Source organism: Agromyces sp. Marseille-Q5079 (genome assembly GCF_051016555.1).
Classification (GTDB): domain Bacteria; phylum Actinomycetota; class Actinomycetes; order Actinomycetales; family Microbacteriaceae; genus Agromyces.
Map to the genome: position 1 here is coordinate 1 of NZ_JBPEJF010000013.1, position 21816 is coordinate 21816.

19 protein-coding genes and 2 tRNA genes are annotated in these 21816 nt (G+C 70.9%); 7 read left to right on the forward strand and 14 right to left on the reverse strand.

Features of this window, described 5'->3' with window-relative positions; all coding sequences use genetic code 11:
* Positions 1–229: 229 nt before the first annotated feature.
* The 3 genes from ACR3IO_RS19110 to ACR3IO_RS19120 all read right to left on the reverse strand — a co-directional run bounded on the left by ACR3IO_RS19110 (position 230) and on the right by ACR3IO_RS19120 (position 4645).
* Positions 230–1591: an ABC transporter substrate-binding protein gene (locus ACR3IO_RS19110; protein WP_434072813.1), complete on the reverse strand. Its 1362-nt coding sequence runs from the start codon at positions 1589–1591 to the stop codon at positions 230–232.
* Positions 1592–1668: 77 nt separating this feature from the next.
* Positions 1669–3354, reverse strand: coding sequence for a glycoside hydrolase family 13 protein (locus ACR3IO_RS19115; RefSeq protein ID WP_434072814.1), 1686 nt, complete (start codon positions 3352–3354; stop codon positions 1669–1671).
* A gap of 268 nt (positions 3355–3622) precedes the next feature.
* A complete protein-coding gene (locus tag ACR3IO_RS19120; RefSeq protein WP_434072815.1) occupies positions 3623–4645 on the reverse strand; it encodes a LacI family DNA-binding transcriptional regulator in 1023 nt (340 codons plus the stop codon).
* Positions 4646–4719: 74 nt separating this feature from the next.
* On the opposite strand from ACR3IO_RS19120, the gene ACR3IO_RS19125 reads away from it, so the two are divergent.
* Positions 4720–5043 (forward strand): ATP-dependent DNA ligase, encoded by a 324-nt coding sequence (locus tag ACR3IO_RS19125; protein ID WP_434072816.1) that lies wholly within the window; start codon positions 4720–4722, stop codon positions 5041–5043.
* A 36-nt stretch (positions 5044–5079) separates the two neighbouring features.
* Here the strand turns inward: ACR3IO_RS19125 and ACR3IO_RS19130 are convergent, their stop codons facing one another.
* Together ACR3IO_RS19130 and ACR3IO_RS19135 are read right to left on the reverse strand one after the other, a co-directional pair.
* Entirely contained in the window at positions 5080–5472 is a 393-nt protein-coding gene (locus tag ACR3IO_RS19130) for a hypothetical protein (RefSeq protein ID WP_434072817.1), read from the reverse strand.
* 136 nt (positions 5473–5608) lie between these two features.
* Entirely contained in the window at positions 5609–5773 is a 165-nt protein-coding gene (locus ACR3IO_RS19135) for a hypothetical protein (RefSeq protein ID WP_434072818.1), read from the reverse strand.
* A 277-nt stretch (positions 5774–6050) separates the two neighbouring features.
* Here ACR3IO_RS19135 and ACR3IO_RS19140 point away from each other — a divergent pair, with 277 nt between their 5' ends.
* From ACR3IO_RS19140 to ACR3IO_RS19150, 3 genes are read left to right on the forward strand one after another with little or no spacing between them, the layout of a single operon-like run.
* A complete protein-coding gene (locus ACR3IO_RS19140; RefSeq protein WP_434072819.1) occupies positions 6051–6935 on the forward strand; it encodes an SDR family oxidoreductase in 885 nt (294 codons plus the stop codon).
* Between the two features lie 37 nt (positions 6936–6972).
* On the forward strand, positions 6973–7239 hold the full coding sequence (locus ACR3IO_RS19145) for a DUF7218 family protein (protein WP_434072820.1): 267 nt from the start codon (positions 6973–6975) through the stop codon (positions 7237–7239).
* Between the two features lie 5 nt (positions 7240–7244).
* Entirely contained in the window at positions 7245–8213 is a 969-nt protein-coding gene (locus ACR3IO_RS19150) for a DNA topoisomerase IB (protein WP_434072821.1), read from the forward strand.
* Positions 8214–8257: 44 nt separating this feature from the next.
* Here ACR3IO_RS19150 and ACR3IO_RS19155 read toward each other — a convergent pair whose 3' ends face one another.
* Entirely contained in the window at positions 8258–10735 is a 2478-nt protein-coding gene (locus ACR3IO_RS19155) for an ATP-dependent DNA ligase (RefSeq protein WP_434072822.1), read from the reverse strand.
* Between the two features lie 57 nt (positions 10736–10792).
* Here ACR3IO_RS19155 and ACR3IO_RS19160 point away from each other — a divergent pair, with 57 nt between their 5' ends.
* On the forward strand, positions 10793–11758 hold the full coding sequence (locus tag ACR3IO_RS19160) for a Ku protein (RefSeq protein ID WP_434072823.1): 966 nt from the start codon (positions 10793–10795) through the stop codon (positions 11756–11758).
* 16 nt (positions 11759–11774) lie between these two features.
* Entirely contained in the window at positions 11775–11933 is a 159-nt protein-coding gene (locus ACR3IO_RS19165; RefSeq protein WP_434072824.1) for a hypothetical protein, read from the forward strand.
* Between the two features lie 33 nt (positions 11934–11966).
* On the opposite strand, the gene ACR3IO_RS19170 is transcribed toward ACR3IO_RS19165, so the two are convergent.
* A complete protein-coding gene (locus ACR3IO_RS19170) occupies positions 11967–13595 on the reverse strand; it encodes an MFS transporter (RefSeq protein ID WP_434072825.1) in 1629 nt (542 codons plus the stop codon).
* Positions 13596–13629: 34 nt separating this feature from the next.
* Between ACR3IO_RS19170 and ACR3IO_RS19175 the strand changes: the two genes are divergently transcribed.
* Entirely contained in the window at positions 13630–14379 is a 750-nt protein-coding gene (locus ACR3IO_RS19175) for an ABC transporter permease (RefSeq protein ID WP_434072826.1), read from the forward strand.
* Positions 14380–14469: 90 nt separating this feature from the next.
* On the opposite strand, the gene ACR3IO_RS19180 is transcribed toward ACR3IO_RS19175, so the two are convergent.
* The 7 genes from ACR3IO_RS19180 to serS form a co-directional block, all read right to left on the reverse strand.
* Complete coding sequence (locus ACR3IO_RS19180) at positions 14470–15936, reverse strand: MFS transporter (protein WP_434072827.1); 1467 nt, start codon at positions 15934–15936, stop codon at positions 14470–14472.
* 225 nt (positions 15937–16161) lie between these two features.
* A tRNA-Ser gene (locus ACR3IO_RS19185) sits at positions 16162–16250 on the reverse strand.
* A 145-nt stretch (positions 16251–16395) separates the two neighbouring features.
* Positions 16396–17736 carry an LCP family protein gene (locus ACR3IO_RS19190; protein WP_434072828.1) on the reverse strand — a complete coding sequence of 447 codons (1341 nt, stop codon included), beginning with the start codon at positions 17734–17736 and terminating at the stop codon, positions 16396–16398.
* A gap of 68 nt (positions 17737–17804) precedes the next feature.
* A tRNA-Ser gene (locus tag ACR3IO_RS19195) sits at positions 17805–17889 on the reverse strand.
* A gap of 160 nt (positions 17890–18049) precedes the next feature.
* Positions 18050–19627 (reverse strand): LCP family protein, encoded by a 1578-nt coding sequence (locus tag ACR3IO_RS19200; protein WP_434072829.1) that lies wholly within the window; start codon positions 19625–19627, stop codon positions 18050–18052.
* Positions 19628–19693: 66 nt separating this feature from the next.
* Positions 19694–20524: an HAD family hydrolase gene (locus ACR3IO_RS19205; protein ID WP_434072830.1), complete on the reverse strand. Its 831-nt coding sequence runs from the start codon at positions 20522–20524 to the stop codon at positions 19694–19696.
* Entirely contained in the window at positions 20521–21789 is a 1269-nt protein-coding gene (gene serS / locus ACR3IO_RS19210; RefSeq protein WP_434072831.1) for a serine--tRNA ligase, read from the reverse strand. Before serS ends, ACR3IO_RS19205 begins: the two co-directional genes overlap by 4 nt.
* Positions 21790–21816: the final 27 nt, after the last annotated feature.

Sequence of the window (21816 nt, forward strand, 5' to 3'; positions counted from 1 at the left end):
CGCGGGGTGCGGGCACGCCTGGGGGTGCGGACGGCGGGGGGCGGATGGGTGGCGGGCGGTGGCGCGGCGTCGGCCGCGGCATCCGGTTCTCTGGTCATCGTCATCGTCTGGTCCATCGTCGGGGGGGGGCGAACGGGTGATGCAGGGTGGTGGTCTCGATACGCCGCGCCTCCCGACCGCCGCGGGGAGGTCGACGGCCGGGCGGCGCGAGCGTATCGAGACCGGGCGACTACTGGTCGAGCAGCGCCTGCGCGTCGACGTCGGCCTTCTCGAGGAGGGCGTCGATGTCGGCGTTCTCATCGGTGAGCACGGCCTGCACGACGGTGTCGAGCAGGGCGTAGACCTCCTGCGTCTTGCCCTTCGGCTCGCCCACGGGGGTCTGGTCCCACACGCCCTCGATGAAGGGGGTCATCTGGTCGCGCGGCACGTTGATGTACGGCTCGATCCAGGTGAGCGACTCCTCGTAGGTCTCGCGGTCGAGCACCGGCAGCACGGGGGTCCCGACGGCCTGGTCGCTCTCGGAGAGCGTCTTCGCGTCGAGCACCGCGGCGTCCTCGTCGAGGAGCTTCTGCATGTAGTACCAGTCGATCCAGGTGACCGCCGCGGCCTTCGTCTCGTCGTCGACCGTGGGGCTCACGACCGCGATGTCGCCGCCGCCGAGCGTGCCTCCGCCGTTCTCGACGGGCACGACGGTGAGGCCGTAGTCGTCGGGGTTCAGCGAGAAGTCGCGCACGAGCGCCGTGTAGACGTCGGAGCCCGAGGAGTACATGCCGATGTTGCCGGCGGCGAACTCCTGGTTGATGGTGCCCCAGTCGAGCAGCATGTTCGAGCCGAGCGAGTCGTCCTCCCAGCGCAGGTCGTGGAGGAACTGCAGCGCCGACTTCGTGCCGTCGTTCGCGATGGTCGACGTGTACGTGCCGTCGCCGTTGTCCTCCTGGATGGCGCCGCCGCGCGCGACGGTGGCCGCGGTGAGCTGCCATCCGCCCGTGTTGTTCTGCGTCATCTCCATGAAGCCCGCCTTGCCGGTCTTCTCGGAGATCGTCTTGGCGGCCTCGCGGACCTCGTCCCACGTGGTGGGCGGGTTCTCGGGATCGAGCCCGGCCGCCTCGAAGAGCGTGCGGTTGTAGTGCAGGCCCATCGCGTAGGCCTGGCGCGGGAAGCCGAAGATGCGTCCGTCGGCGTCCGTGACCTCGTTGAGGATGATCGGGTTGAACTTGTCGGTGTAGCCGAGCTCCTCGATCTCATCGGTCAGGTCCGTGAGCTGCCCGTTCTCGAGCAGCGTCTTCGAATCGGTGAACGGGACCGTGAACACGTCGGGGAGGCTTCCGCCGGCGAGCTGCACGGCGAAGGTCGGGCCCTCCCATTCGTACTCGACGCCGATGATGTCGATGTCGGGGTGTTCCTTCTCGAACTGCTTCTCCTGGTCGGCGAAGGCCGTGTACGCGGCCTCGTCGGCCCCGGGCGGGAACGTCGCGACGCGCAGCTCGGTCTTGCCGCTGTCGTCGCCACCTCCCGCACTGCAGGCGGCGAGTGCGCCCACCATCGCGAATGCGGCGAGGCCGGCGATCGCGACTGTTCTTGGTGACTTCATTGTCCAGTCCTTTCGGTGCTGTGTGGTGCGGTGTGGTGAGGGATGCCGCGGCAGGTGGATGCCGGCGGCCTCGACGGTCAGGCTGGTCGGTGGAGCCAGGCCGTGGAGTCTGGGGGCAGGAGCCCGCCGACGAGCGGCGCACTGCTGAGGAGGATGCGGTCGTGGTCGGGAAGCGCGACCGCTGCGCCGGACAGGTTCGTCACGTTCACGATGTCGTCGCCGCGCCGGAACGCGAGCACGCCCGGCTCGCTCGGGAGCCACGCCATCGAGCCGTCGCCGAGCGAGCGCTCGCGCTTGCGGATGCGCAGCGCCAGCCGGTAGAGCCAGAGCATCGAGCCCGGGTCGGCCTCCTGGGCCTGCACGGTGAGCGTCGACCAGTCCGCCGGCTGCGGCAGCCACGGTGAGACGGATGCCGCTCCCGCGACGGCCGGCGGGCTGAAGCCGAACGGCGCCTCGGTGCCGCGCCATGGCAGCGGCACGCGGCATCCGTCGCGCCCGGGGTCGACGCCGCCCGAGCGGAAGTGCATCGGGTCCTCGAGCACGTCGCGAGGGAGGTCGACCTCGGGCAGTCCGAGCTCGTCGCCCTGGTAGAGGTAGAGCGACCCCGGCAGGGCGGCCGTGAGCAGGGCGGCCGCGCGGGCGCGCCGACGGCCGAGCTCGACGTCGGTCGGGGTGTCGAACCGCTTCTTCGCGAACGCGAAGCTGGAGTCCTCGCGGCCGTACCTCGTGACCGGTCGGGTCACGTCGTGGTTGGAGAGCACCCACGTGCTCGGCGCGCCCACGGGGGCGTGCGCCGCGAGCATGAGGTCGATCGAGGCGCGGAGCTCGTCGGCGCGCCACGGACGTGTCATGAAGTCGAAGTTGAACGCGGTGTGCATCTCGTCGGGGCGGAGGTAGGCCGCGAAGCGGGCGGCATCCGGAACCCAGACCTCGCCGACGAGCACGCGCGTGCCCTCGTAGGAGTCGGCGATGCGACGCCAGGCGCGGTAGACGTCGTGCACCTCGTCGCGGTCCTCGGTGGGGTGCTGGCCGGGTGCGACCTGCTCGGGCACCTCGGGCAACTCGGGGTCCTTGATGAGCAGGCCCGCGGAGTCGATGCGCACGCCCGCGACGCCGCGGTCGAACCAGAACCGCAGCACGTCCTCGTGCTCGGCGCGCACGTCGGGGTGGTTCCAGTTGAGGTCGGGCTGCTCGGGCGTGAACAGGTGCAGGTACCACTCCCCCGGCGTGCCGTCGGGGTTCGTGGTGCGGGTCCACGTGTCGCCCTGGAAGTTCGAGATCCAGCTCGTCGGCATCTCGTCGCCGTTCGGACCCTTGCCCGGGTGGAACCAGAAGCGCTCCCGCTCCGGCGACCCCGGACCGGCGGCGAGTGCGGCCTGGAACCAGGCGTGCTCGCTCGAGATGTGGTTGGGGACGATGTCGATGATCGTGCGGATGCCGAGGTCGAGCGCCTCGCTGATGAGCTGCTCCGCGTCCTCGAGGGTGCCGAACGCGGGGTGGATGTCGCGGTAGTCGGAGACGTCGTACCCGCCGTCGGCGAGGGGCGACGGGTACCAGGGGTTGAACCAGAGCGCGTCGACGCCGAGTTCCTTGAGGTACCCGAGGCGGCTGCGCACGCCCCGGAGGTCGCCGGTACCGTCGCCGTCGGAGTCCGCGAAGCTCCGCACGTACACCTGGTAGATGACGGCGCTGCGCCACCACAGCGGGTCGTCGCCCGGCAGCGACGGGGCTGCCGGTCCGTGTTCCGTGAGTGGCGTGGTCACGCTGGTGGTCTCCTCTGCGACGGGCGATGTGACGGCGAGCGCCGCGTCGGGGAGACGACGGCGTCCATGTCCGTCAACGTATTGAGAGCAACAGAATGATGCAACTATTCAACAACTGAACAAAAATTTGCGATGATTTGCGCTCAATTGCGACACAGGCTTGCGAGATCCGCGCAAGCGACGGTCGAGCGCGACGCAGGAGCTCATCGAGACCCGTCGGCGCCGCTCAGCTCGAGACGGCCCGGCGGCCGCCTCGACCGACGCGGGTCTACGCGACGGGCGCCGTGCGGGGCGCGGGCGCCGTCGAGGCGCGCACCACGAGCTCGGGCGCGAAGAACACCTCGTCGCCGATGCTGCGCTCGCTCGACATCTGCCGCATGAGCAGCTCGATGATCATCTTGCCCATGGCCTCGATCGGCTGGCGCACGGTCGTCAGCGGCGGCTCCGTGCAGTTCATGAGCGCCGAGTCGTCGTAGCCGATCACCGAGACGTCCTCGGGCACCCGCAGGCCCGCGCGCCGAACGGCGCGCACCGCGCCGAGCGCCATCGGATCGCTCGCGCAGACGATGCCCGTGACGCCCGCGGCGATGAGCTTCGTCGCCGCCGTCTGGCCGGACTCGAGCGAGTAGAGCGAGTGCACGATGCGATCGTCGCCGAGCTCGATGCCGTGGCGCTCGGCCATGCGCAGGGCGGCCGCGTGCTTGCGCTGCGACGGGATGTGGTCGCGCGGCCCGAGCAGGATGCCGATGCGCTGGTGCCCGAGCTGGAGCAGGTGCCCGAAGGCCTGCTCCATCGACGTGGCGTCGTCGCACGAGACCGTGGCGAAGCCGAGGTCGTCGATGGGCGCGTTCACGAGCACGGTCGGCAGGTTGAGCTCGCGGAGCCGTTCGTAGTGGTCGTGGTTGACGTCGGCCTGCGCGTAGGCGCCGCCCGCGAAGATCACGCCGGACACCTGCTGGTGCAGGAGCAGCTCGACGTAGTCGGCCTCGGAGATGCCGCCGGCCGTCTGGATGCAGAGCACCGGCGTGTACCCGTTCTGCGCGAGCCCGCCGCCGATCGACTCCGCGAGCGCGGGGAAGATCGGGTTCTGGAGTTCGGGCATCACGAGGCCGACGAGCCTGGCGCGCTCCCCGCGCAGCTTGGTGGGACGTTCGTACCCCAGCACGTCGAGCGCGGTCAGCACGGCGTCACGGGTCGAGGCCGAGACGCCCGGCTTTCCGTTCAGCACCCGGCTGACGGTGGCTTCGCTGACTCCGACCTTGCGCGCGACATCCGCGAGTCTCCTCGACATGGCGCCATGCTATCCGCACAGCGCAAGAACTCGACAGTGTCGTGGGGCGCACCGATGTCGGTTACAGTCTCGTCATGGGCAAGCTCATCTACAACTCGTCCCCCCGCGAGCTCGATATCGACGACCGAGTCCTCGCGCACCTCCGCGTCGCGATCCTGAACAAGCTGCGCCGCAGCGAGAGCTTCTCGATGACGTGGGAGCACGGACTCGTGAACGGCAGCGGCCGCACCACGTTCTGGATCCACGAGTCGATCCCGCTGCAGTTCGTCTTCAGCGGCAATCGGTCGCCGAAGCTCAACCGGCTCTGGATCGAGCAGTTGCTCCTCACGGCCAACAGCACGTCGGGCCTGCAGTACGTTCCGGAGCCCGACGAGGACGACCCGATCGACGCCGACTAGCCGTCGACGTCAGGCTGGCGACGTCAGGCCGCCGGCTCAGGCGGAGTCGCCCTCCAGGGTCGTGTCGACCTCCTGGACGTCGACGCCCACCTGCACCGGCTGGTCGGCGATCGTCGGGATCGGGTTGGTGTCGAGGTGCTCGGGCACGAGGCGGATGCCGCCCGTGCTGTTCGCCGAGCGCATGAGCTCCTCGATCCAGTCGCGGCTGAGTTCGGGCGACTCGGGCTCGTCGAAGACGAAGCGGAGCGGGATCGACGGATGCAGCCAGAGCGTGCTGCGCCCGCGCGGCTGGTCGTCGGCGTGCTGCCACGAGAGCGTGAAGCTCTCACCCCGACGGAGCTTCGTCGTGATTGCGACCTTGACGTGCGCGAGTGCACGATCCTCGATGCCGATCGGGGTGCCTGAATCGCCGTAGTAGAGGGTTCCCACACCAGAATCATAGATCGGCGCACACCCGGCCGCGTCATTCCTCGGGGACGTCTCGTCCGGGTTGCTCCCGAACTCCGGACACACGACGGCGCGGGCACCCCGAAGGGGGCCCGCGCCCGTCAAGTTCTCGCGTCTATCAGACGGTCTTCTTGCCGCCGAGGAAACGCAGCAGCCACACGATGAGTGCGATGACCAGCAGAACGATGCCGACCCACAGCAGGAAGTTCAGCGACTGCACGAATCCGCCCGTGAACAGCAGGATGATGGCGACGATGGCGATGATGGCGACGAGGATGTTCATGATCTCTCCTTCTCATGATCCGCAGCCCGGGTAATGGCTTGCGGACGGTCGGCCTCCACCTGATCTGCGATCGGCGGAACCTCGGGGCGGATGCGCTCCGTGGACTCCACGTTAGGGCGGGCGACGGATTCGCCGCTCGGGGTTGACCACTGTCCGATCGACCTGCTAGTCGGGCGGGTCTCGCGTTCGCGCCCACGCGCCATCCATCGTTGTCAACCCCGGGCACAGGTCCGGTCGATCGACGTAGCGTGGGCACGGATCGCAGGGAGATCCGACCATGCTGAATACGAGACTGATCGATCCGACCACGAAGCACACGACAGATCCGTTCCCCCGGCAGGAACAGGATCCGCCGGGCCTGACCGCCAGGATGGCGCCGCAACCCGACCATGGGGAGCAGAGCTATCGGGGCAGCGGACGGCTGCACGGGCGCAGAGCGCTCATCACCGGCGGGGACTCCGGCATCGGTCGCGCGGTCGCGATCGCCTTCGCCCGCGAGGGCGCGCAGGTCGCCATCTCGTACCTGCCGAGCGAGCAGGCCGACGCGGACGACACCGCGACCTGGATCGCCGACGCCGGCCGCGATCCGCTGCTGCTGCCCGGCGACCTCCAGAGCGAGCAGCACTGCATCGACCTCGTGCGTGAGACGGATGCCGCGTTCGGGGGCATCGACCTGCTCGTGCTGAACGCCGCGCACCAGCGCGACCGCGGCGGCATCGAGCACATCCCGACCGACGACTTCGAGCGCGTCATGCGGGTGAACCTCTTCGCACCGGTGTTCCTCGCGCGGGCCGCCGTGCCGCACATGGAGGCCGGCTCGTCGATCATCACGACGTCGTCGATCCAGGGCTTCGACCCGTCGTCCGAGCTCGTCGACTACGCCATGACGAAGGCGGCCCTCGTCGCGTTCACGAAGGCGCTCGCCGAGGAACTCGGGCCGCGCGGCATCCGCGTGAACGCCGTCGCGCCCGGGCCGATCTGGACCCCGCTGATCCCGGCGACGGGGTGGCCCGACCACCTGCCCGACTTCGGGCACGACACGCCGCTCGGCCGCGCGGGCCAGCCCGCCGAGCTCGCCGGCGCCTACGTCTACCTCGCCTCGGACGACGCGTCGTACGTCTCGGGTGCGGTGCTGCCCGTCACGGGCGGCCGAGGACTCTGAGCACGAGAGCCGTCACCGAGGGAGAGGGGAACCGGACATGCCAGGGCGCGGGAACGCATCGCTGAAGGATCCAGAGCTCTACGAGGAACTTCGCGACGACGGGGCTTCGAAGGAGAAGGCCGCACGCATCTCGAACGCGGCGGCCGCGCAGGGCCGCAGCGCCATCGGACGCAAGGGCGGCAGGAGCAGCGACTACGAGGACTGGACCGTCGCCGACCTGAGGACGCGTGCGAAGGAACTCGGACTCACGGGCTACAGCGGCAAGCGCAAGGCCGAGCTCATCTCGGCCCTGCGCGAGCACTGAGTCGGATGCCGCGGCTGCGGCACGTCGAGCCGTACGTCGCACCCGGGTACGCCCGGGTGCGACGCGGTCGCGGGTTCGGATACGTGCACGCCGACGGCGGCTCCGCCGGTCCTGTCGAGCGTGCGCGGATCGCGGACCTCGCCATCCCGCCGGCCTGGAGCGACGTCTGGATCGCGGATGCCCCGAACGCCCACATCCTGGCTGTGGGAGTCGATGCCGCCGGGCGACGCCAGTACCTCTACCACCCGGCCTGGCGCGAGGCGCAGGACGCCCTGAAGTTCGATCGCATGCTCGAGCTCGCCCGAGTGCTGCCCGAGGCGCGACGCCTGGTCGAGCGCGACCTCGCCCTCCCGGAGCTCCCGCGCGAGCGGGTCCTCGCGGCGGCGTTCCGCACCCTCGACGCCGGCGCGATCCGGGTGGGCTCGGAGGAATCGCTCGCGGGCTTCCGCAGCCGCGGCCTCACGACGCTGCTCGTGCGCAACGCGGCGGTCGACGGGGAGGCGGTGCGTCTCCGCTTCCGGGCGAAGGGCGGCATCCGGCAGGATCTCAGCATCCCCGATGCCGGGCTCGTCGCCTTCGTCGATCGAACCCGTGAACGCGCCGCGGCGGCGCGGCTGTTCGCGTGGCTCGAAGGGCGCAGGGCTCGCGCGCTCGGCCCCGCCGACGTGAACGAGCACGTGCGCGAGCGCACCGGCGGGGACTTCACCGCGAAGGACTTCCGCACCCTGCGCGGCACCGTTGCAGCGGCCGAGCGCCTCGCCGAGCTCGGGCCGACCACCACCGCCAGGGCTCGACGCGACGCGGAGCGCGAGGCGATCGAGCGCGCGAGCGAGGTGCTCGGGAACACGCCCACGATCGCGAAGGGCAGCTACGTCGATCCGCGCGTGGTCGCGGCGTACGAGCAAGGTCGGACGCTCTCGCTGCGGGGTTCGCGGGAGCGGGCGCTGCTCGACCTGCTCGGCGACGACGGATGACCGGCTGACGGGGTCGGGTCGCGCCGACGCGCGGCATCCGACCGTCACGCCTCCCGCGCGACCTCGTCGGGCGACTTGTCGGGCCGCAGCCCCCGCCAGCGCGGATGCCGCGCGACGCCCGTGCTCGTCCACTCGGCGAGCTCGATCTCGCCGACGATCGCGGGATCGACCCAGACGGCGTCGGCGGCATCCGCGTCGGGCACGGCGACGAACGGCGACGTGTCGCGCCGAGCCGCATCGAGGCGCACGAGGAGGCGTTCCGTCTCGAGTTCGCGCAGCCCGCTGCCGACCCGCCCGGCGTACTCGAGGCCGTGCGCGCCGGGGATGCCGACGAGCAGCGAGCGGATGCGACCGGTGCGCGATCCGGAGCCCTTGCGGTACCCGCCGACGACGACCTCCTGCGTGCGCGTGAGCTTGAGCTTCAGCCACTGCTCCGACCGGGTCCCGGGCTGGTAGGTCGACTCGGGCCGCTTCGCGACGAGCCCCTCGAGGCCGAGGCGCCGCGCCTCCTCGAGCGCCGCCTCGGGCGTCCCCTCGGCGAGCGCGGGCACCTCGACCGGCACGCCGCTGCCGGGGCGGATGAGACGTTCGAGCCGGCGTCTCCGCTCGCGGTACGGGGCATCCGTCACGTCGTCGCCCGCGATCTCGAGCACGTCGAACAGCAGTAGGCGCACCGGCGCGGATGCCGCGAGTCGCTGCGCCTCGCGGGTGCGGGTGAGGTTCATGCGGGACTGCAGCAGCTCGAAGCTCGGCCGCCCGTCGTCGTCGAGCGCGACGACCTCGCCGTCGACGAGCGCGTCGCCGCGGAGGGCGCCCGGCAGCCCCGCGAGCTCGGGATACCGCGCGGTCACGTCGTTGCCGTTCCGGCTGATGATGCGGAGGCCCCCGCCGTCGACCCGGGCGAGCACCCGGATGCCGTCCCACTTGTGCTCGAGCGCCCAGTCGCCGCGGGCGAGGAGGCCGAGCGTGCCCGGCGAGGCCAGCATCGGGCGAACGGTGATGGACTCGACGTCGGCGGGTGGGACCGCCGCCGGTCGAGGAGGCGCCCCGGCGCCGTCTCGAGGCCCAGCGTCCGATGGTCTCGATGCGCTCGCTTCGCTCTCTCCTCGACCGACTGATTCGACCTCCGCCGGCGGCCGCTGGTCCTTCATGCGATGCATGAGCCAGGTGCTCTTCTCGCCCTCGCCGTCGGTGCGGATCAGCGCCAGCCGCACCGCGCCCAACGGGCCGCCGGGCCGCCCCTGCACGTCGACGATGACCTCGTCGTCACGCCACTTCTCGACCGCGAACGTGCCCGAGTCCCAGATGGTCACCGAGCCGGCGCCGTACTCCCCCGCCGGGATGGTGCCCTCGAACCCGCCGTACTCCATGGGATGGTCCTCGGTCTGCACCGCGAGGTGGTTCACACCGGGATCGTCGGGAACGCCCTTCGGCACCGCCCAGCTCTTCAGCACGCCGTCGCGCTCGAGGCGGAAGTCGAAGTGCAGGCGCCTCGCGTGATGCTCCTGGATCACGAACCGCGGCGCTCCCCCGCTGGACTCGCCCCAGCTGGAGCCCGGCATGGGTTCCGGGGTCGCACCGTGGGTGCGCATCGACAGGTAGGTCGCCAACGGACCGGCCGCAGCGGCACCCGAGTCCGCGAGCTCGGCGATCGGGTCGAGGCCGGATGCCACGCGCTCAAGCACCTCGTGCGCCTCGAGGTGGCGCAGCCCCGGGTCCTCGAGCTCCTCCCACGTGCGCGGTGCCGCGACCGTCGGCCGCGCACGACCGCGGAGCGAGTACGGCGCGATCGTCGTCTTCTTGCCGTTGTTCTGGCTCCAGTCGATGAGCACGCGGCCCGACCGCACGATCTTGCTCATGCTCGACACGACGAGCCCGCCGTGATCGGCCTCGAGGGCGCGAGCGAGCTCGCGCGCGACATCCGAGATCTGCGCCGAGGTCTGCGCGCCGTCGAGCGGCGCGTACAGGTGGATGCCCTTGCTGCCGCTCGTGACGGGGTACGGCGTGAGGCCCATGCCCGCGATGAGGTCGCGCACGAGCCGGGCGACCTCCGCGCAGTCGGCGAGGCCCATGCCCTCGCCCGGGTCGAGGTCGAACACGATGCGGTCGGGATTCGCGGGCCGCCCGTCGGGGGCGAACCGCCACTGCGGCACGTGCACCTCGAGCGACGCCTGTTGCGCGAGCCAGACGAGCGAGGGCCGGTCGCCCGCGATCGGGTACGGCTTGTCGCCGTCGGAATGGCGGATGACGCCCCGGCGCAGCCACTCGGGCGCGTGCTCGTCGAGCGTCTTCTCGAAGAACGGCTGCTGCGGGGCATCCGCCGTTCCGACGCCGTGGACCCAGCGGAGGCGCGTGACCGGCCGCCCCGCGACGAGCGGCACCATGACCGGCGCCACCTCGGCGTAGTACGCGATGACCTCGCCCTTGGTCATGCCCGTCTCGGGATACATGACCTTGTCGAGGTTCGTCAGCCGGAGCCTCCGGCCGTCGACCTCCACCACCTGCCGCGCACCCTCGGCCATGCCCCCATCCTGCCATCGGGGGTTCCGCCCGTGCGGGAACAGGTGTTCACTGGAGGGATGCGAGCCGTGTGGAAGGGGGCGGTCACATTCGGCCTGGTCAATGTGCCCGTCAAGCTGTACAGCGCGACCGAGGACCACGACGTGTCACTCCACCAGGTGCACGACGCCGACGGCGGACGCATCCGGTACCAGCGCATCTGCGAGATCGACGGGCAGGTCGTCGAGTACAAGAACATCGACAAGGCCTACGACGACGGCGAGCGCACGGTCGTCATCACCGATGAGGACCTGAAGTCGCTGCCCGCCGAACGCAGTCGCGAGATCGAGGTCGTCGAGTTCGTGCCCACCGACCAGATCGACCCGATCATGTTCGACCGCAGCTACTACCTCGAGCCCGACTCGGCCTCCTCGAAGGCCTACGTGCTGCTGCGCGAGACGCTCGAGTCCACCGATCGCACCGCCATCGTGCGCATGGCACTGCGGCAGAAGACCCGGCTCGCGGCGCTGCGCGTGCACGGCAACGTGCTCATGGTGCAGACGCTGCTCTGGAGCGACGAGGTGCGCCAGGCGGCGTTCCCCTCGCTCGACGAGGAGGTCAAGGTCACCGCGAAGGAGCTCGACCTGTCGAAGCAGCTCGTCGAGAGCCTCGTCGCCGAGTTCAAGCCCGACGAGTACGTCGACGAGTACCAGCAGGAGCTGCGAACCCTCATCGCCGCGAAGCTCGAGCAGGGCGACGCCCTCGACACCGCGGCGACGTTCGGCGAGCAGGAGGAGGACGAGGGCGGCGAGGTCATCGACCTCATGGAGGCCCTGCGCCGCTCGATCGCGTCCAAGCGCGGTGGGGCGGATGCCGCGGGCGAGACGTCCTCGTCCGCCGAGTCGTCCGCCGCCACGTCGTCGTCCGCCTCGTCGTCGAAGAAGACGAAGGGCGGTGCGACCAAGGCGAAGACGAAGGCGTCGTCGTCGAAGGCCGAGAAGCCGGAGAAGTCCGAGAAGCCGAAGGCCCGCAAGGCCGCATCATGAGAATGGAGCTCACCCCATGACCGATTTCGTCGACCCCCTCGAGGAACCGTTCGACCGCAATCCCCGGTACGGCGAGGACTGGGCCGCCCAGGACGCGGAGGCCGCACGCTTCGACGCCGAGCGTCGCGAGCACGAGAACGCCGACGCGGCTGAAGAGGCCGAAGACTCCGAGTAGCGCGCCGACGACGTCAGCCGGTCGCCGACATCATCAGGCGGCCGGCTCCGTCGCGGCATCCGGGCGCTCCACCGGTTCGGCGTCCGCCTCCTCGCGCCGGCCCGACCCCAGCGAGAGCGTCGCGAAGAAGCCGATCATCAGGAATCCGGCGGCCGAGTACGCCGCGTAGCGGGTGCCGGTGCTGAACGCCTCCGCCGCATCCGCGCCGATGTCGGCGGTCTTCGGGTTCGCCTCGAGTCCGGCGATCGCCGCGCCAGCGCTGTCGACGACGGCCGAGACCGTCTGCTCGCGCTGCGCCTCCGGCAGGCCGCGTTCGTCGAGGCTGGCGTCGAGCACGTTCGCGGTCGTGGTGAACAGCACCGTGCCGAGGATCGCGATGCCGAGTGCCGAGCCGAGCTGCCGTGAGGTCGACTGCGTGCCCGATCCGGCGCCGCTCTCGGCCACGGGCACGTCCTGCAGCACCACGCCGGTGAGCTGGGCGGTCGCGAGCCCCACGCCGAACCCGTAGACGAAGAGCGCCGGCAGCAGCCACTGCCACGTGGCATCCGGCGCGACGACCAGGCCGACCCACACCACGCCGATGATCTCGAGCGCGATGCCGAGGCGGACGATGAACACGGCCGGGAGGCGCCCCGACATCGCGCCGGCGAACCCGCTCGCGCCGAACGAGCCGACGGCGAGCGCGAGCAGCACGAACCCGGTCTGCAGGGCGTCGAAGCCGAGCACGAACTGCAGCCAGAGCGGCAGCGAGAGGATGATGCCGAACTCGCCGAGCGACACGATGAGCGCGGCGATGTTGCCGTTGCGGAACGACGGGATCGCGAACAGCGCGAACGGCAGCATCGTGGGCTTGCCGAGGCGCATGCGCCTGCGGCCCCAGAGCACGAACGAGACGAGCCCGAGCAGCGCGATCGCGAACGCGAACGGGATCGGCGAGATCGCCCATGGCCACGCCCAGTCACCGAACGAGATGTCGTCCTCTGCGAGCCACCAGCCGTAGGTGCGACCCTCGATGAGCGCGAACACGAGCGCGCCGCTCGTGATCACCGAGAGCACCGCGCCGACGACGTCGATGCGCCGCGGCTCGCCGGGGGCACGCGACTCGTCGATCGTGAGCAGCACGCCGATGATGATGATGATCGCGAACGGGATGTTGATGCCGAACGCCCAGCGCCACGAGAACTCCGTGGTCAGCCAGCCGCCGAGCAGCGGACCGAGCGCCGCCATGCCGCCGATCGTCGACCCCCAGACCGCGAACGCGATGCCGCGCTCGCGCCCGCGGAACGTCGCGTTGATGAGCGAGAGCGTCGTCGGCAGGATCATCGCCCCGCCGACGCCCTGCACGAGGCGCGCGAGGATCAGCAGGTCGCCGGTCGCCGCGAACGCCGCTGCGACCGACGACAGCGCGAAGATCACGACGCCGATGAGCAGCATCCGCCGGCGCCCGAAGCGGTCGGCGAGCGTGCCGAACACGAGGAGCAGCGCGGCGAACACGAGCGTGTACGACTCCTGCACCCACTGCACCTGCGTCGAGGTGATGCCGAGGTCGTCGACGATCGCGGGGATCGCGACGTTCACGATCGTCGAGTCGACGATGATCAGCGAGACGGCGATGCTGATGAAGACGAGGCCGAACCAGCGGCGGCGCGGGGAAGTGCTCACGTGGGAACCCTAACCCGCTCAGTAGGCTCGGCCCATGACATGGCCCGGTGAGCTCCTCCCGACCCTGGTCGGGGTGTTCGCCCTCGTCGTGCTCACGACGGTCGTGCTGAGCATGGCCCGCGTGCCGCACCGGTGGGCGCCGGCGCTGGCGATCCTGCGCGGCGCCGCGCAGCTCGCCGCGATCAGCCTCGTGCTCACGGGCGTGATCTCGAACCCGGTGTGGGTCGCGCTCGCGCTGGTCGTCATGTTCGGGGTCGCCGCCGCGACCGCGACCCGGCGCATCGGCTGGTCGACCAGGCACGCCGCGCTGGTCGCGGGCGGCATGGCCGTGGGCGTCGTCGTCACGCTCGTGATCGTCTTCGCGACGGGCGCGCTCGAGCTCTCGGCCCGGTACGCGCTGGCCATCGGCGGCATCGTCATCGGCAACGCGATGAGCATCGCGACCCTGGCCGGGCGGCGGCTCACCGAGGCGACGATCGATCGCTGGGACGAGGTCGAGGGGTGGATGGCCCTCGGCGCCACCCCGCGGCAGTCCACGATCGACATCGCCCGGAACGCGATCTTCAGCGCCCTCATCCCGTCGACCGACCAGACGAAGACGACCGGGCTCGTCACCCTGCCCGGCGCGTTCGTCGGCGCCATCTTCGGCGGGGTGTCGCCGCTCGAGGCCGGCCGGTTCCAGATCGTCGTGCTCGCCTCGATCATGGCCGCGGGCTCGATCACCGCCGTGCTGCTCGTGCGGTGGCTCGCGCCCGTGACCCGCAGGCCGGTGCCGCTCCGCTGAGCGGGCGGCACCGGACTCGCCGGCTGCGTCGGCGTCGCGGGCGGCACCGGCACGGGCCGGGTCGCCTCGCCGTGTCTCGAGGCTCGCGCCTCAGTGCACCGGGAGCGCGCGCATCGCACCGGTGTCGGCGCCGCCGTCGGCGTCGTACGCCATCTCGCGCAGACGCGGCCCGCGCACCATCCCGATCGCGATGGCGGATGCCACGACCATGCCGATCGCGGCGGCGATGAACGTCGCCCCGTAGCCGTCGGTGAACGCGGTCGCCGGGTCGGCGCCGGCCGCCCCGCTCGACGCGGAGACGGCCACGTAGACCGCAGTGAAGATCGAGACGCCGATCGAGCCGCCGATCTGCATCGCCGTGTTGGTCGTGGCGGATGCCGCGCCCGCGTCGTGGGCGGCGACGCCGAGCAGCGCGAGGTTCTGCAGCGGCACGAAGACGAAGGCCATGCCGATCCCCATGAGGACCATGCCCGGCAGCACCTGCACGGCGTAGTCGCCGTCGGCCGTGATGAAGCTCAACCACACGAGTCCGGCGGCGACCACGAGCGGCCCGGCGATCATGAGGTACCTGGGCCCGAAGCGTGCGAGCAGGCGGGTCACGACGGGCGCGGCGAGCGTGATGGCGAACGGCAGCGGCAGGCTCGCGAGCCCGGCGCTGAGCGGCGACATCCCGAGCACGATCTGCAGGTGGAAGGTGAGGTACAGCGTCGCGCCGATCATGACGCTGCCCCCCACGGCCTGGATGAGGAACGCGCCGCCGCGGATCCGGTCGGCGACCACGCGCATCGGGAGCAGCGGCTGGGCGACCTTCGTCTCGATCCAGACGAAGAGCGCGAGCAGCACGACGCCGAGCGCGAGGAACGTGATGGTCGAGGGCTGCCCCCAGCCGCCCTCGGCGAGGCTGAACCCGTAGACGAGCGAGCCGAGCCCGAGCGCGACCGTGACCGCGCCGAGCAGGTCGTACCGGTTCTCGCCGTCGGCCCTGCTCTCGGAGAGGAAGAACAGTCCGCCGATGAACCCGACCGCGATGAAGCCGAGGTTCACGAGCAGGCACCAGCGCCAGTCGGCGAACTCGGTGAGCAGGCCTCCCAGCACCATGCCGACCGCCGCGCCCGCCCCCGCGATGGTGCCGAAGACGGCGAAGGCCACGTTGCGGTCGCGCCCCGAGGTGAAGGTCACGGTCAGCAGCGCGAGGGCGGCCGGTGCGAGCAGCGCCGCGAACGCGCCCTGCAGGCCGCGCGCGATGATGAGCTCGGTGGCCGACTGGGCGAGACCGCCGTAGAGGGATGCCGCACCGAAGCCGAGCATGCCCACGAGGAGGGTGCGCTTGCGCCCCCAGTAGTCGGCGACCCGGCCGCCGAGCAGCAGGAGTGCGCCGAAGGCGAGCGCGTACGCGGTCACCACCCACTGGCGCAGGCCGTCGGACAGGCCGAGTTCGACCTGCGCCTGCGGCAGTGCGATGTTCACGATCGTGCCGTCGAGCACGACCATCAACTGCGTCAGCGAGAGCACGACGAGCCCCAGCCAGCGGTTCGGGATTCGGGCGCGTGAGGACATGGAAAAACCTCCGGGTGTCTTATGAGGATGCCGGAGGTTTCAAGCCTCGGACCACGCGCGAAACGCGGCGTGACCACTCTGGCCGGGGGCCAGACAGGTCTTCGAGTGTACCGGATGCCGCTGGGCGGCAGCCGCGGCGCGGCCCAGGGGCAGCGCAGTGCGGCCCAGCGAAGGGGCCGATCGGCGGGTGGCGTCACCGCGATCATCGAGCAGGAAGTGCGAGAGCGGAGACGAGGGGATTTGAACCCCTGGTCCCCTTACGGGGACTCCACCTTAGCAGGGTGGTGCACTCGGCCGGACTATGCGACGTCTCCTCGCAGCGGCGCTTGCGCGCATGCGACTGCCATCATAACCCGCAGATGCCGCGAAACACGATTCGGGCGGGCGAGGGCGTCGAGAGGGCACCGCGGCGCCGCCGAGAGGGCGGCTCAGCGGCGGCATCCGAGCGTGCCGACCCGGTTACTGGTCTTCGAGCGTGCGGCCCGCGGAGCAGCGGGTGTCGGCCGCGGTCTGGCCGGTCACGTCGCTCGGGAGGGCCTCGGCGGTCGGCGCGGGCGCCGGGGCCGCCGGGTCTGCTGCGGGGGCCTCCTCGGCGGGCGCCTCCTCGACGGGGGCCTCCTCGACGGGCACCTCCTCAGCCGGGACCTCGGCCGCGGCGTTCGGATCGGCCGGGACCGCCGACGGGTCGGACGCGGACGCGAACGAGGCCTCGTCGGCCGTGGGGTCGAACACGACGGGGATATCCTGCTGGAGCGCCTGGTTCACGATGTCGGCCGAGTAGGCCGGCTCGACGCCACCCTCGACCGAGGCGGTCGGGTACTGGATGAAGGCGATCTTCGAGAGGTCGACGTCTTTCATGGCCACCGCGATCGACACCATGGTCGTGGGGTTCACGAGCGTGTCGGAGAGCTGCATGTTGGCGAGCGCCGCCTTCGCGATGCCGAACAGGGCCACGGGGTCGGAGAGCGTTCCGCCCTCCTGCAGCTTGCGCGTGAGCGCCGACAGGAAGACCTGCTGGTTCGAGATGCGGCCGAGGTCGCTGCCGTCGCCCACGCCGTGGCGGGTGCGGAGGAACTGCAGGGCCTGCATGCCGGCGAGCTCGACGTTGCCGGCGGGGAGGTAGAGGTCGGTGTGCTCGTCCTCGATGGGCTCGGCGATGCAGACGCTCACGCCGCCCACGGCCTCGGAGAGTCCGGCCACGCCGAGGAACTGCACGACGCCCGCGAACGGGATCGTGACGCCGGTGAGCTGCTCGACGGTCTTGACCACGCAGGCCATGCCGCCGTAGTCGAGGACGGAGTTGATCTTGACGCCGTACTGCTCGTAGAGCGGGTCGCCCGTGGGATCTTCGGGGTCGGTGCACGCGGGCACGTCCACGAACATGTCGCGCGGGAAGCTGATGACCTCGACGTGCGAGTGGTCCTCGGAGATGTGCAGGAGCATCGTCACGTCGTTGAGGACGGCGGTCTCCTCAGTCGGATCGCCGAAGGCGTCGCCCTGGCCCTCACGGCTGTCGCTGCCGATGACGAGCACGTTCACGCCGCCCTCCATCGCTCCCACGTCGGGCACGCCCTCGAGCACGCTCGCATTGCCGAGCGAGACGGTGGGCTGCGCGGTGGACGCGAGGTCCCACGCCGCGTAGGCGGCGACGGCCGAGCCGGAGACGAGCGCGACGGCCACCACGGAGGCCGTGATCTTGGCGATCGAGCGCCAGACGCTGTGGCGCTTCAGTCGCCCATGACGGGCGATGGCGGGGTTCTTCGCGGCGGTTCGGGAACTGAACTGGCGTTCGTCGGTCACGGTCACCTCTCTCGGGGTCTTCGCGGCTGGCGCTGGGGTTCGGGTCGGCTGGTGGTCATCGACACGAGCGGAGGGCGTGGGATTCGAACCCACGAGACATTTCTGCCCACTGGTTTTCAAGACCAGCTCCATCGGCCGCTCGGACAGCCCTCCTTGCCGCTTCGGGGCGATGGAACGTGCTCCGGGGCGGACAGGCCACGATTCTAGCCGACTCGTGTCCCGGCAAGCCTTGCAGTGGAGCCTGTGAACGCCCTGAGGCGGCATCCGGCGTCGAGCGGATGCCGCGGCCCCGCGCTGCACCGAACGTCAGTCGTCATCCCTCGTTCGCGCTCGAGCAGCGCACCTCGGCCGCGGTCTGACCGGTGACGTCCGACGGCAGCGCGGCGCCCGGGGTCGCGCCGGGATCCGTCGCGACCTCCGTCGCCGGGTCCGCCGCCGGGTCCGTCGGCGCCACGGTCGCGGCAGGGTCCGCAGGGTCCGCCGGGGGCGTCGTCGGGTCTGCGTCGGTGCCGAACTCGGCGTCGGTCGTGGCGTTCGGGTCGATCACGAACGGCTGGTCGGCCTGGAGTGCCGCGTTCACCGCGACCGCCGAGTCGGACGGCTCGACGGCGCCGAAGTCCTCCGTGTAGACCGTCGGGTACTGCACGAAGGCGATCTTCGAGAGGTCGATGTCCTGCACGGCGCGCGCGATCGAGATGAGCGCCGTGGGGTTCTGCAACGCGCTCGAGAGGCTCATGTTCGACAGCGCGGCCTTCGCGATCGCGTACAGCTTCACCGGGTCGCCGAGCGTTCCGGACGACTGCAGGGTGCGCATGAGCGCCGACAGGAACACCTGCTGGTTCGAGATGCGACCGAGGTCGCTGCCGTCGCCCACGCCGTGGCGGGTGCGCAGGAACTGCAGCGCGGCCATGCCCGTCAGGGTGTGCATCCCGGGTTCGAGGTACGTGTCGGTGTACTCGTCGGCGATCGCCTCGGCCACGCAGACCTCGACGCCGCCGACGGCCTCGGCGAGCGCGGCCACGCCGTAGAACTCGACGATGCCGCCGACCGGGATGACGATGCCCGTGAGCTGTTCGACGGTGGCCGCGACGCAGCCGAAGCCGCCGTACGAGAGCACCGTGTTGATCTTCACCGACGAGAGCGCCGATAACGGCTCCCCGGCCGGATCCGCCGGATCGGGGCACTCGGGCACCTCGACGAGCAAGTCCCTCGGAAAGCTCACGACCTCGACGTGCGAGTGGTCCTGGGCGATGTGCACGAGCATGGTGACGTCGTTCAGGATCGCGGAGTCCTCCTCCGGGTCGCCGAACGCACCGTCGGGCGGGCGCTTGTCGCTGCCGACGAGCAGGAAGTTCAACCCGCCGTCCATCGCGCCGATGTCGGGCACGCCCTCGAGGACCTCCTCGTTCGCGAGAGTCAGCGTCGGCTTCGAGACGGCGGTCGTGACGAGGTCGGCGGCGGCGAACGCCGTGACGGCGACGCCGCTGACCGCGACGATCGCGACGACGGATGCCACGAGCTTGCCGGCCGAGACCCATCCGCCGTGTCGCGGCATCCGCCCGTGACGTGGGGGCGCCGGCGGCGGCGCGACCGTGGGCGGCAGGTCGGCGGGTGCGGGTGCGCTCGGTTCGTGCTCGTGCGTCTCGGACGGCTCAGCCGACTCAGGCGTCTCAAGCGTCTCGGGTTCCGTCGGCTCTCCGGCGTGCGGCTCGTCCTCGTGCGGCTCGTCGCTGCCAGCCTCCTCCGCGGCCTCGGCGGGCCCGGGCTCGGGCTCGGGCTCCGGCTCTGGGGACGTCTCCTGCTCAGCGGGCGCGTCCTGATCGGAGGGCGCGTCCTGCCCGCCCGGAGCGACCGGCTCCCCCGCCTCGGGTGTTTCGCCGTCGTCGTTCACGAGACCCCCTCCCCAACTGCCGAGTGTAACTCCGCAGCCCGGTGATGCGCCGGAAGAGGGGCCGGGTCAGGGCAGCGAGTCGAGCACTCCCGCGAGGCCTGCCTCGTCGACGGTGCCGGTGACCTCGTTCGCGGCCGCCTTCACCTCGTCGGGCGCCTGGCCCATCGCGACCGCCCGCCCGGCCGCGCCGGCCCACGTGAACATCTCGATGTCGTTGCGTCCGTCGCCCACGGCGATGACCCGGTTCAGCTCATGGCCCTGCCAGCCGCGCACGCGCTCGAGCGCGGTCGCCTTGCTCACGCCGTCGGGTGCGATGTCGAGCCACGCCGTCCAGCCGATGGCGTAGCTGACCTGATGCAGGCCCATGCCCGCCACGAGGTCCATGAACTCGTCGGCTCCGTGCTCGGGCGAGACCACGACGACACGCGTCGCGCTGGGCACGAAGAGCTCCTCGAACTCGACCTGCCTGGCCGAGTCGAGGTTCCAGGTGTCCATGCCCGCGGTGTAGATGCGCTCGCCGTCGGGCAGTTCGACCATGAAGCGGCCGTCGGGCAGGAAGGTCCGGATGCGCTCGAGCGCCGACGACGGGTCGAAGGTCTCGATGTGCTCGCGCACGTATCCGTCGGATGCCGCCTCGTCGCGCTTCATCGTCACGGCGCCGTTGGCGCACACGACGTACTCGGGCCGCAGGTCGAGGTGCTCGAGCACGGATGCGGTGCCCGACCACGAGCGCCCGGTGGCGATGGTCACCTCGTGTCCGCGATCGCGGGCGGATGCCACGGCCGAGACGACGACGGGGTCGATCGTCTCGTCTTCGTGCATGATCGTGCCGTCGACGTCGAGCGCGACGAACCACGGGTCGTCCGTGGCGTCGGCCCGCGGCATCCGCTCGCTCATCGCGCGACGGGCTCGAGCACCTCGAGGCCGCCGAGGTAGCCGCGCAGCGCCTCGGGCACCACGACCGAGCCGTCGGCCTGCTGGTGCGTCTCGAGGATCGCGACGATCCAGCGCGTGGTGGCGAGCGTGCCGTTGAGCGTGGAGACCGGCGCCGTCTTGCCCGACTCGGTGCGGTGGCGGATGTCGAGGCGACGGGCCTGGTACGTCGTGCAATTGGAGGTCGACGTGAGCTCGCGGTAGGCGCCCTGCGTGGGGACCCACGCCTCGACGTCGTACTTTCGCGCCGCACTCGAGCCGAGGTCGCCGGCCGCCGTGTCGATGACGCGGTACGTGAGCCCGAGGTCTTGGAGCATGCCCTCCTGCCAGGCGAGCAGGCGCTCGTGCTCGGCCTCGGCGTCGGCCGGGTCGATGTAGCTGAACATCTCGAGCTTGTTGAACTGGTGCACGCGGATGATGCCGCGGGTGTCGCGACCGGCCGAACCCGCCTCGCGGCGGTAGCACGTGGACCAGCCCGCGTAGCGGATGGGCCCGTTCGACACGTCGATGATCTCGTCGGCGTGGTAGCCGGCCAGCGCGACCTCGCTCGTGCCTGTGAGGTAGAGGTCGTCGGCGGGCAGGTGGTAGATCTCGTCGGCGTGGGCGCCGAGGAACCCGGTGCCCTGCATGATCTCGGGGCGCACGAGCGTGGGCGTGATGAGCGGCGTGAAGCCGGCAGCGAGGGCCCGGTCGAGGCCCATGTTCATGATCGCGAGCTCGAGGCGCGCGCCGATGCCCTTGAGGTAGTGGAACCGGGCGCCCGCGACCTTGGCCCCGCGCTGCATGTCGATCGCGTCGAGCAGCTCGCCGATCTCGAGGTGGTCGCGGGGCTCGAAGTCGAAGGTCGGCCGCTCGCCGACCTCGCGGAGCAGCACGAAGTCGTCTTCGCCGCCGGCCGGCACCCCGTCGATGACGACGTTGCCGATGCGCCGCACGGCCGCGGTGAACGCCTCCTCGGCGACCACCGTCTCGGCGTGGGCGTGCTTGACCCGCGCCGCGAGGTCTTGGGCCTGCGCGACGAGCGCGGCCTTCTCCTCCTTCGGCGCCTGGGCGACCTGCTTGCCGAAGGCGTTCTGCTCGGCGCGCAGCGTCTCGTACGCGGTGATCGCGTGCCGGCGTGCGGAGTCGGCTGCGACGGCATCGTCGACCAAGGCGGGAGACTCCCCACGGAGCTCCTGCGAATGCTTGATCAGGTCGGGGTTCTCGCGAAGCAGCACGGGGTCGATCACGCGTGCCAGTCTAGCCGCGGCCCTCCG

What these genes read in the sequence shown, in the direction of transcription:
- ACR3IO_RS19110 (WP_434072813.1), bottom strand. Translation starts at nt 1,591, where the DNA reads ATGAAGTCACCAAGAACAGTCGCGATCGCCGGCCTCGCCGCATTCGCG.
- ACR3IO_RS19120 (WP_434072815.1), bottom strand. Translation starts at nt 4,645, where the DNA reads ATGTCGAGGAGACTCGCGGATGTCGCGCGCAAGGTCGGAGTCAGCGAA.
- ACR3IO_RS19125 (WP_434072816.1), top strand. Translation starts at nt 4,720, where the DNA reads ATGGGCAAGCTCATCTACAACTCGTCCCCCCGCGAGCTCGATATCGAC.
- ACR3IO_RS19135 (WP_434072818.1), bottom strand. Translation starts at nt 5,773, where the DNA reads ATGAACATCCTCGTCGCCATCATCGCCATCGTCGCCATCATCCTGCTG.
- ACR3IO_RS19140 (WP_434072819.1), top strand. Translation starts at nt 6,051, where the DNA reads ATGCTGAATACGAGACTGATCGATCCGACCACGAAGCACACGACAGAT.
- ACR3IO_RS19145 (WP_434072820.1), top strand. Translation starts at nt 6,973, where the DNA reads ATGCCAGGGCGCGGGAACGCATCGCTGAAGGATCCAGAGCTCTACGAG.
- ACR3IO_RS19150 (WP_434072821.1), top strand. Translation starts at nt 7,245, where the DNA reads ATGCCGCGGCTGCGGCACGTCGAGCCGTACGTCGCACCCGGGTACGCC.
- ACR3IO_RS19155 (WP_434072822.1), bottom strand. Translation starts at nt 10,735, where the DNA reads ATGGCCGAGGGTGCGCGGCAGGTGGTGGAGGTCGACGGCCGGAGGCTC.
- ACR3IO_RS19160 (WP_434072823.1), top strand. Translation starts at nt 10,793, where the DNA reads ATGCGAGCCGTGTGGAAGGGGGCGGTCACATTCGGCCTGGTCAATGTG.
- ACR3IO_RS19165 (WP_434072824.1), top strand. Translation starts at nt 11,775, where the DNA reads ATGACCGATTTCGTCGACCCCCTCGAGGAACCGTTCGACCGCAATCCC.
- ACR3IO_RS19175 (WP_434072826.1), top strand. Translation starts at nt 13,630, where the DNA reads ATGACATGGCCCGGTGAGCTCCTCCCGACCCTGGTCGGGGTGTTCGCC.
- ACR3IO_RS19180 (WP_434072827.1), bottom strand. Translation starts at nt 15,936, where the DNA reads ATGTCCTCACGCGCCCGAATCCCGAACCGCTGGCTGGGGCTCGTCGTG.
- ACR3IO_RS19205 (WP_434072830.1), bottom strand. Translation starts at nt 20,524, where the DNA reads ATGAGCGAGCGGATGCCGCGGGCCGACGCCACGGACGACCCGTGGTTC.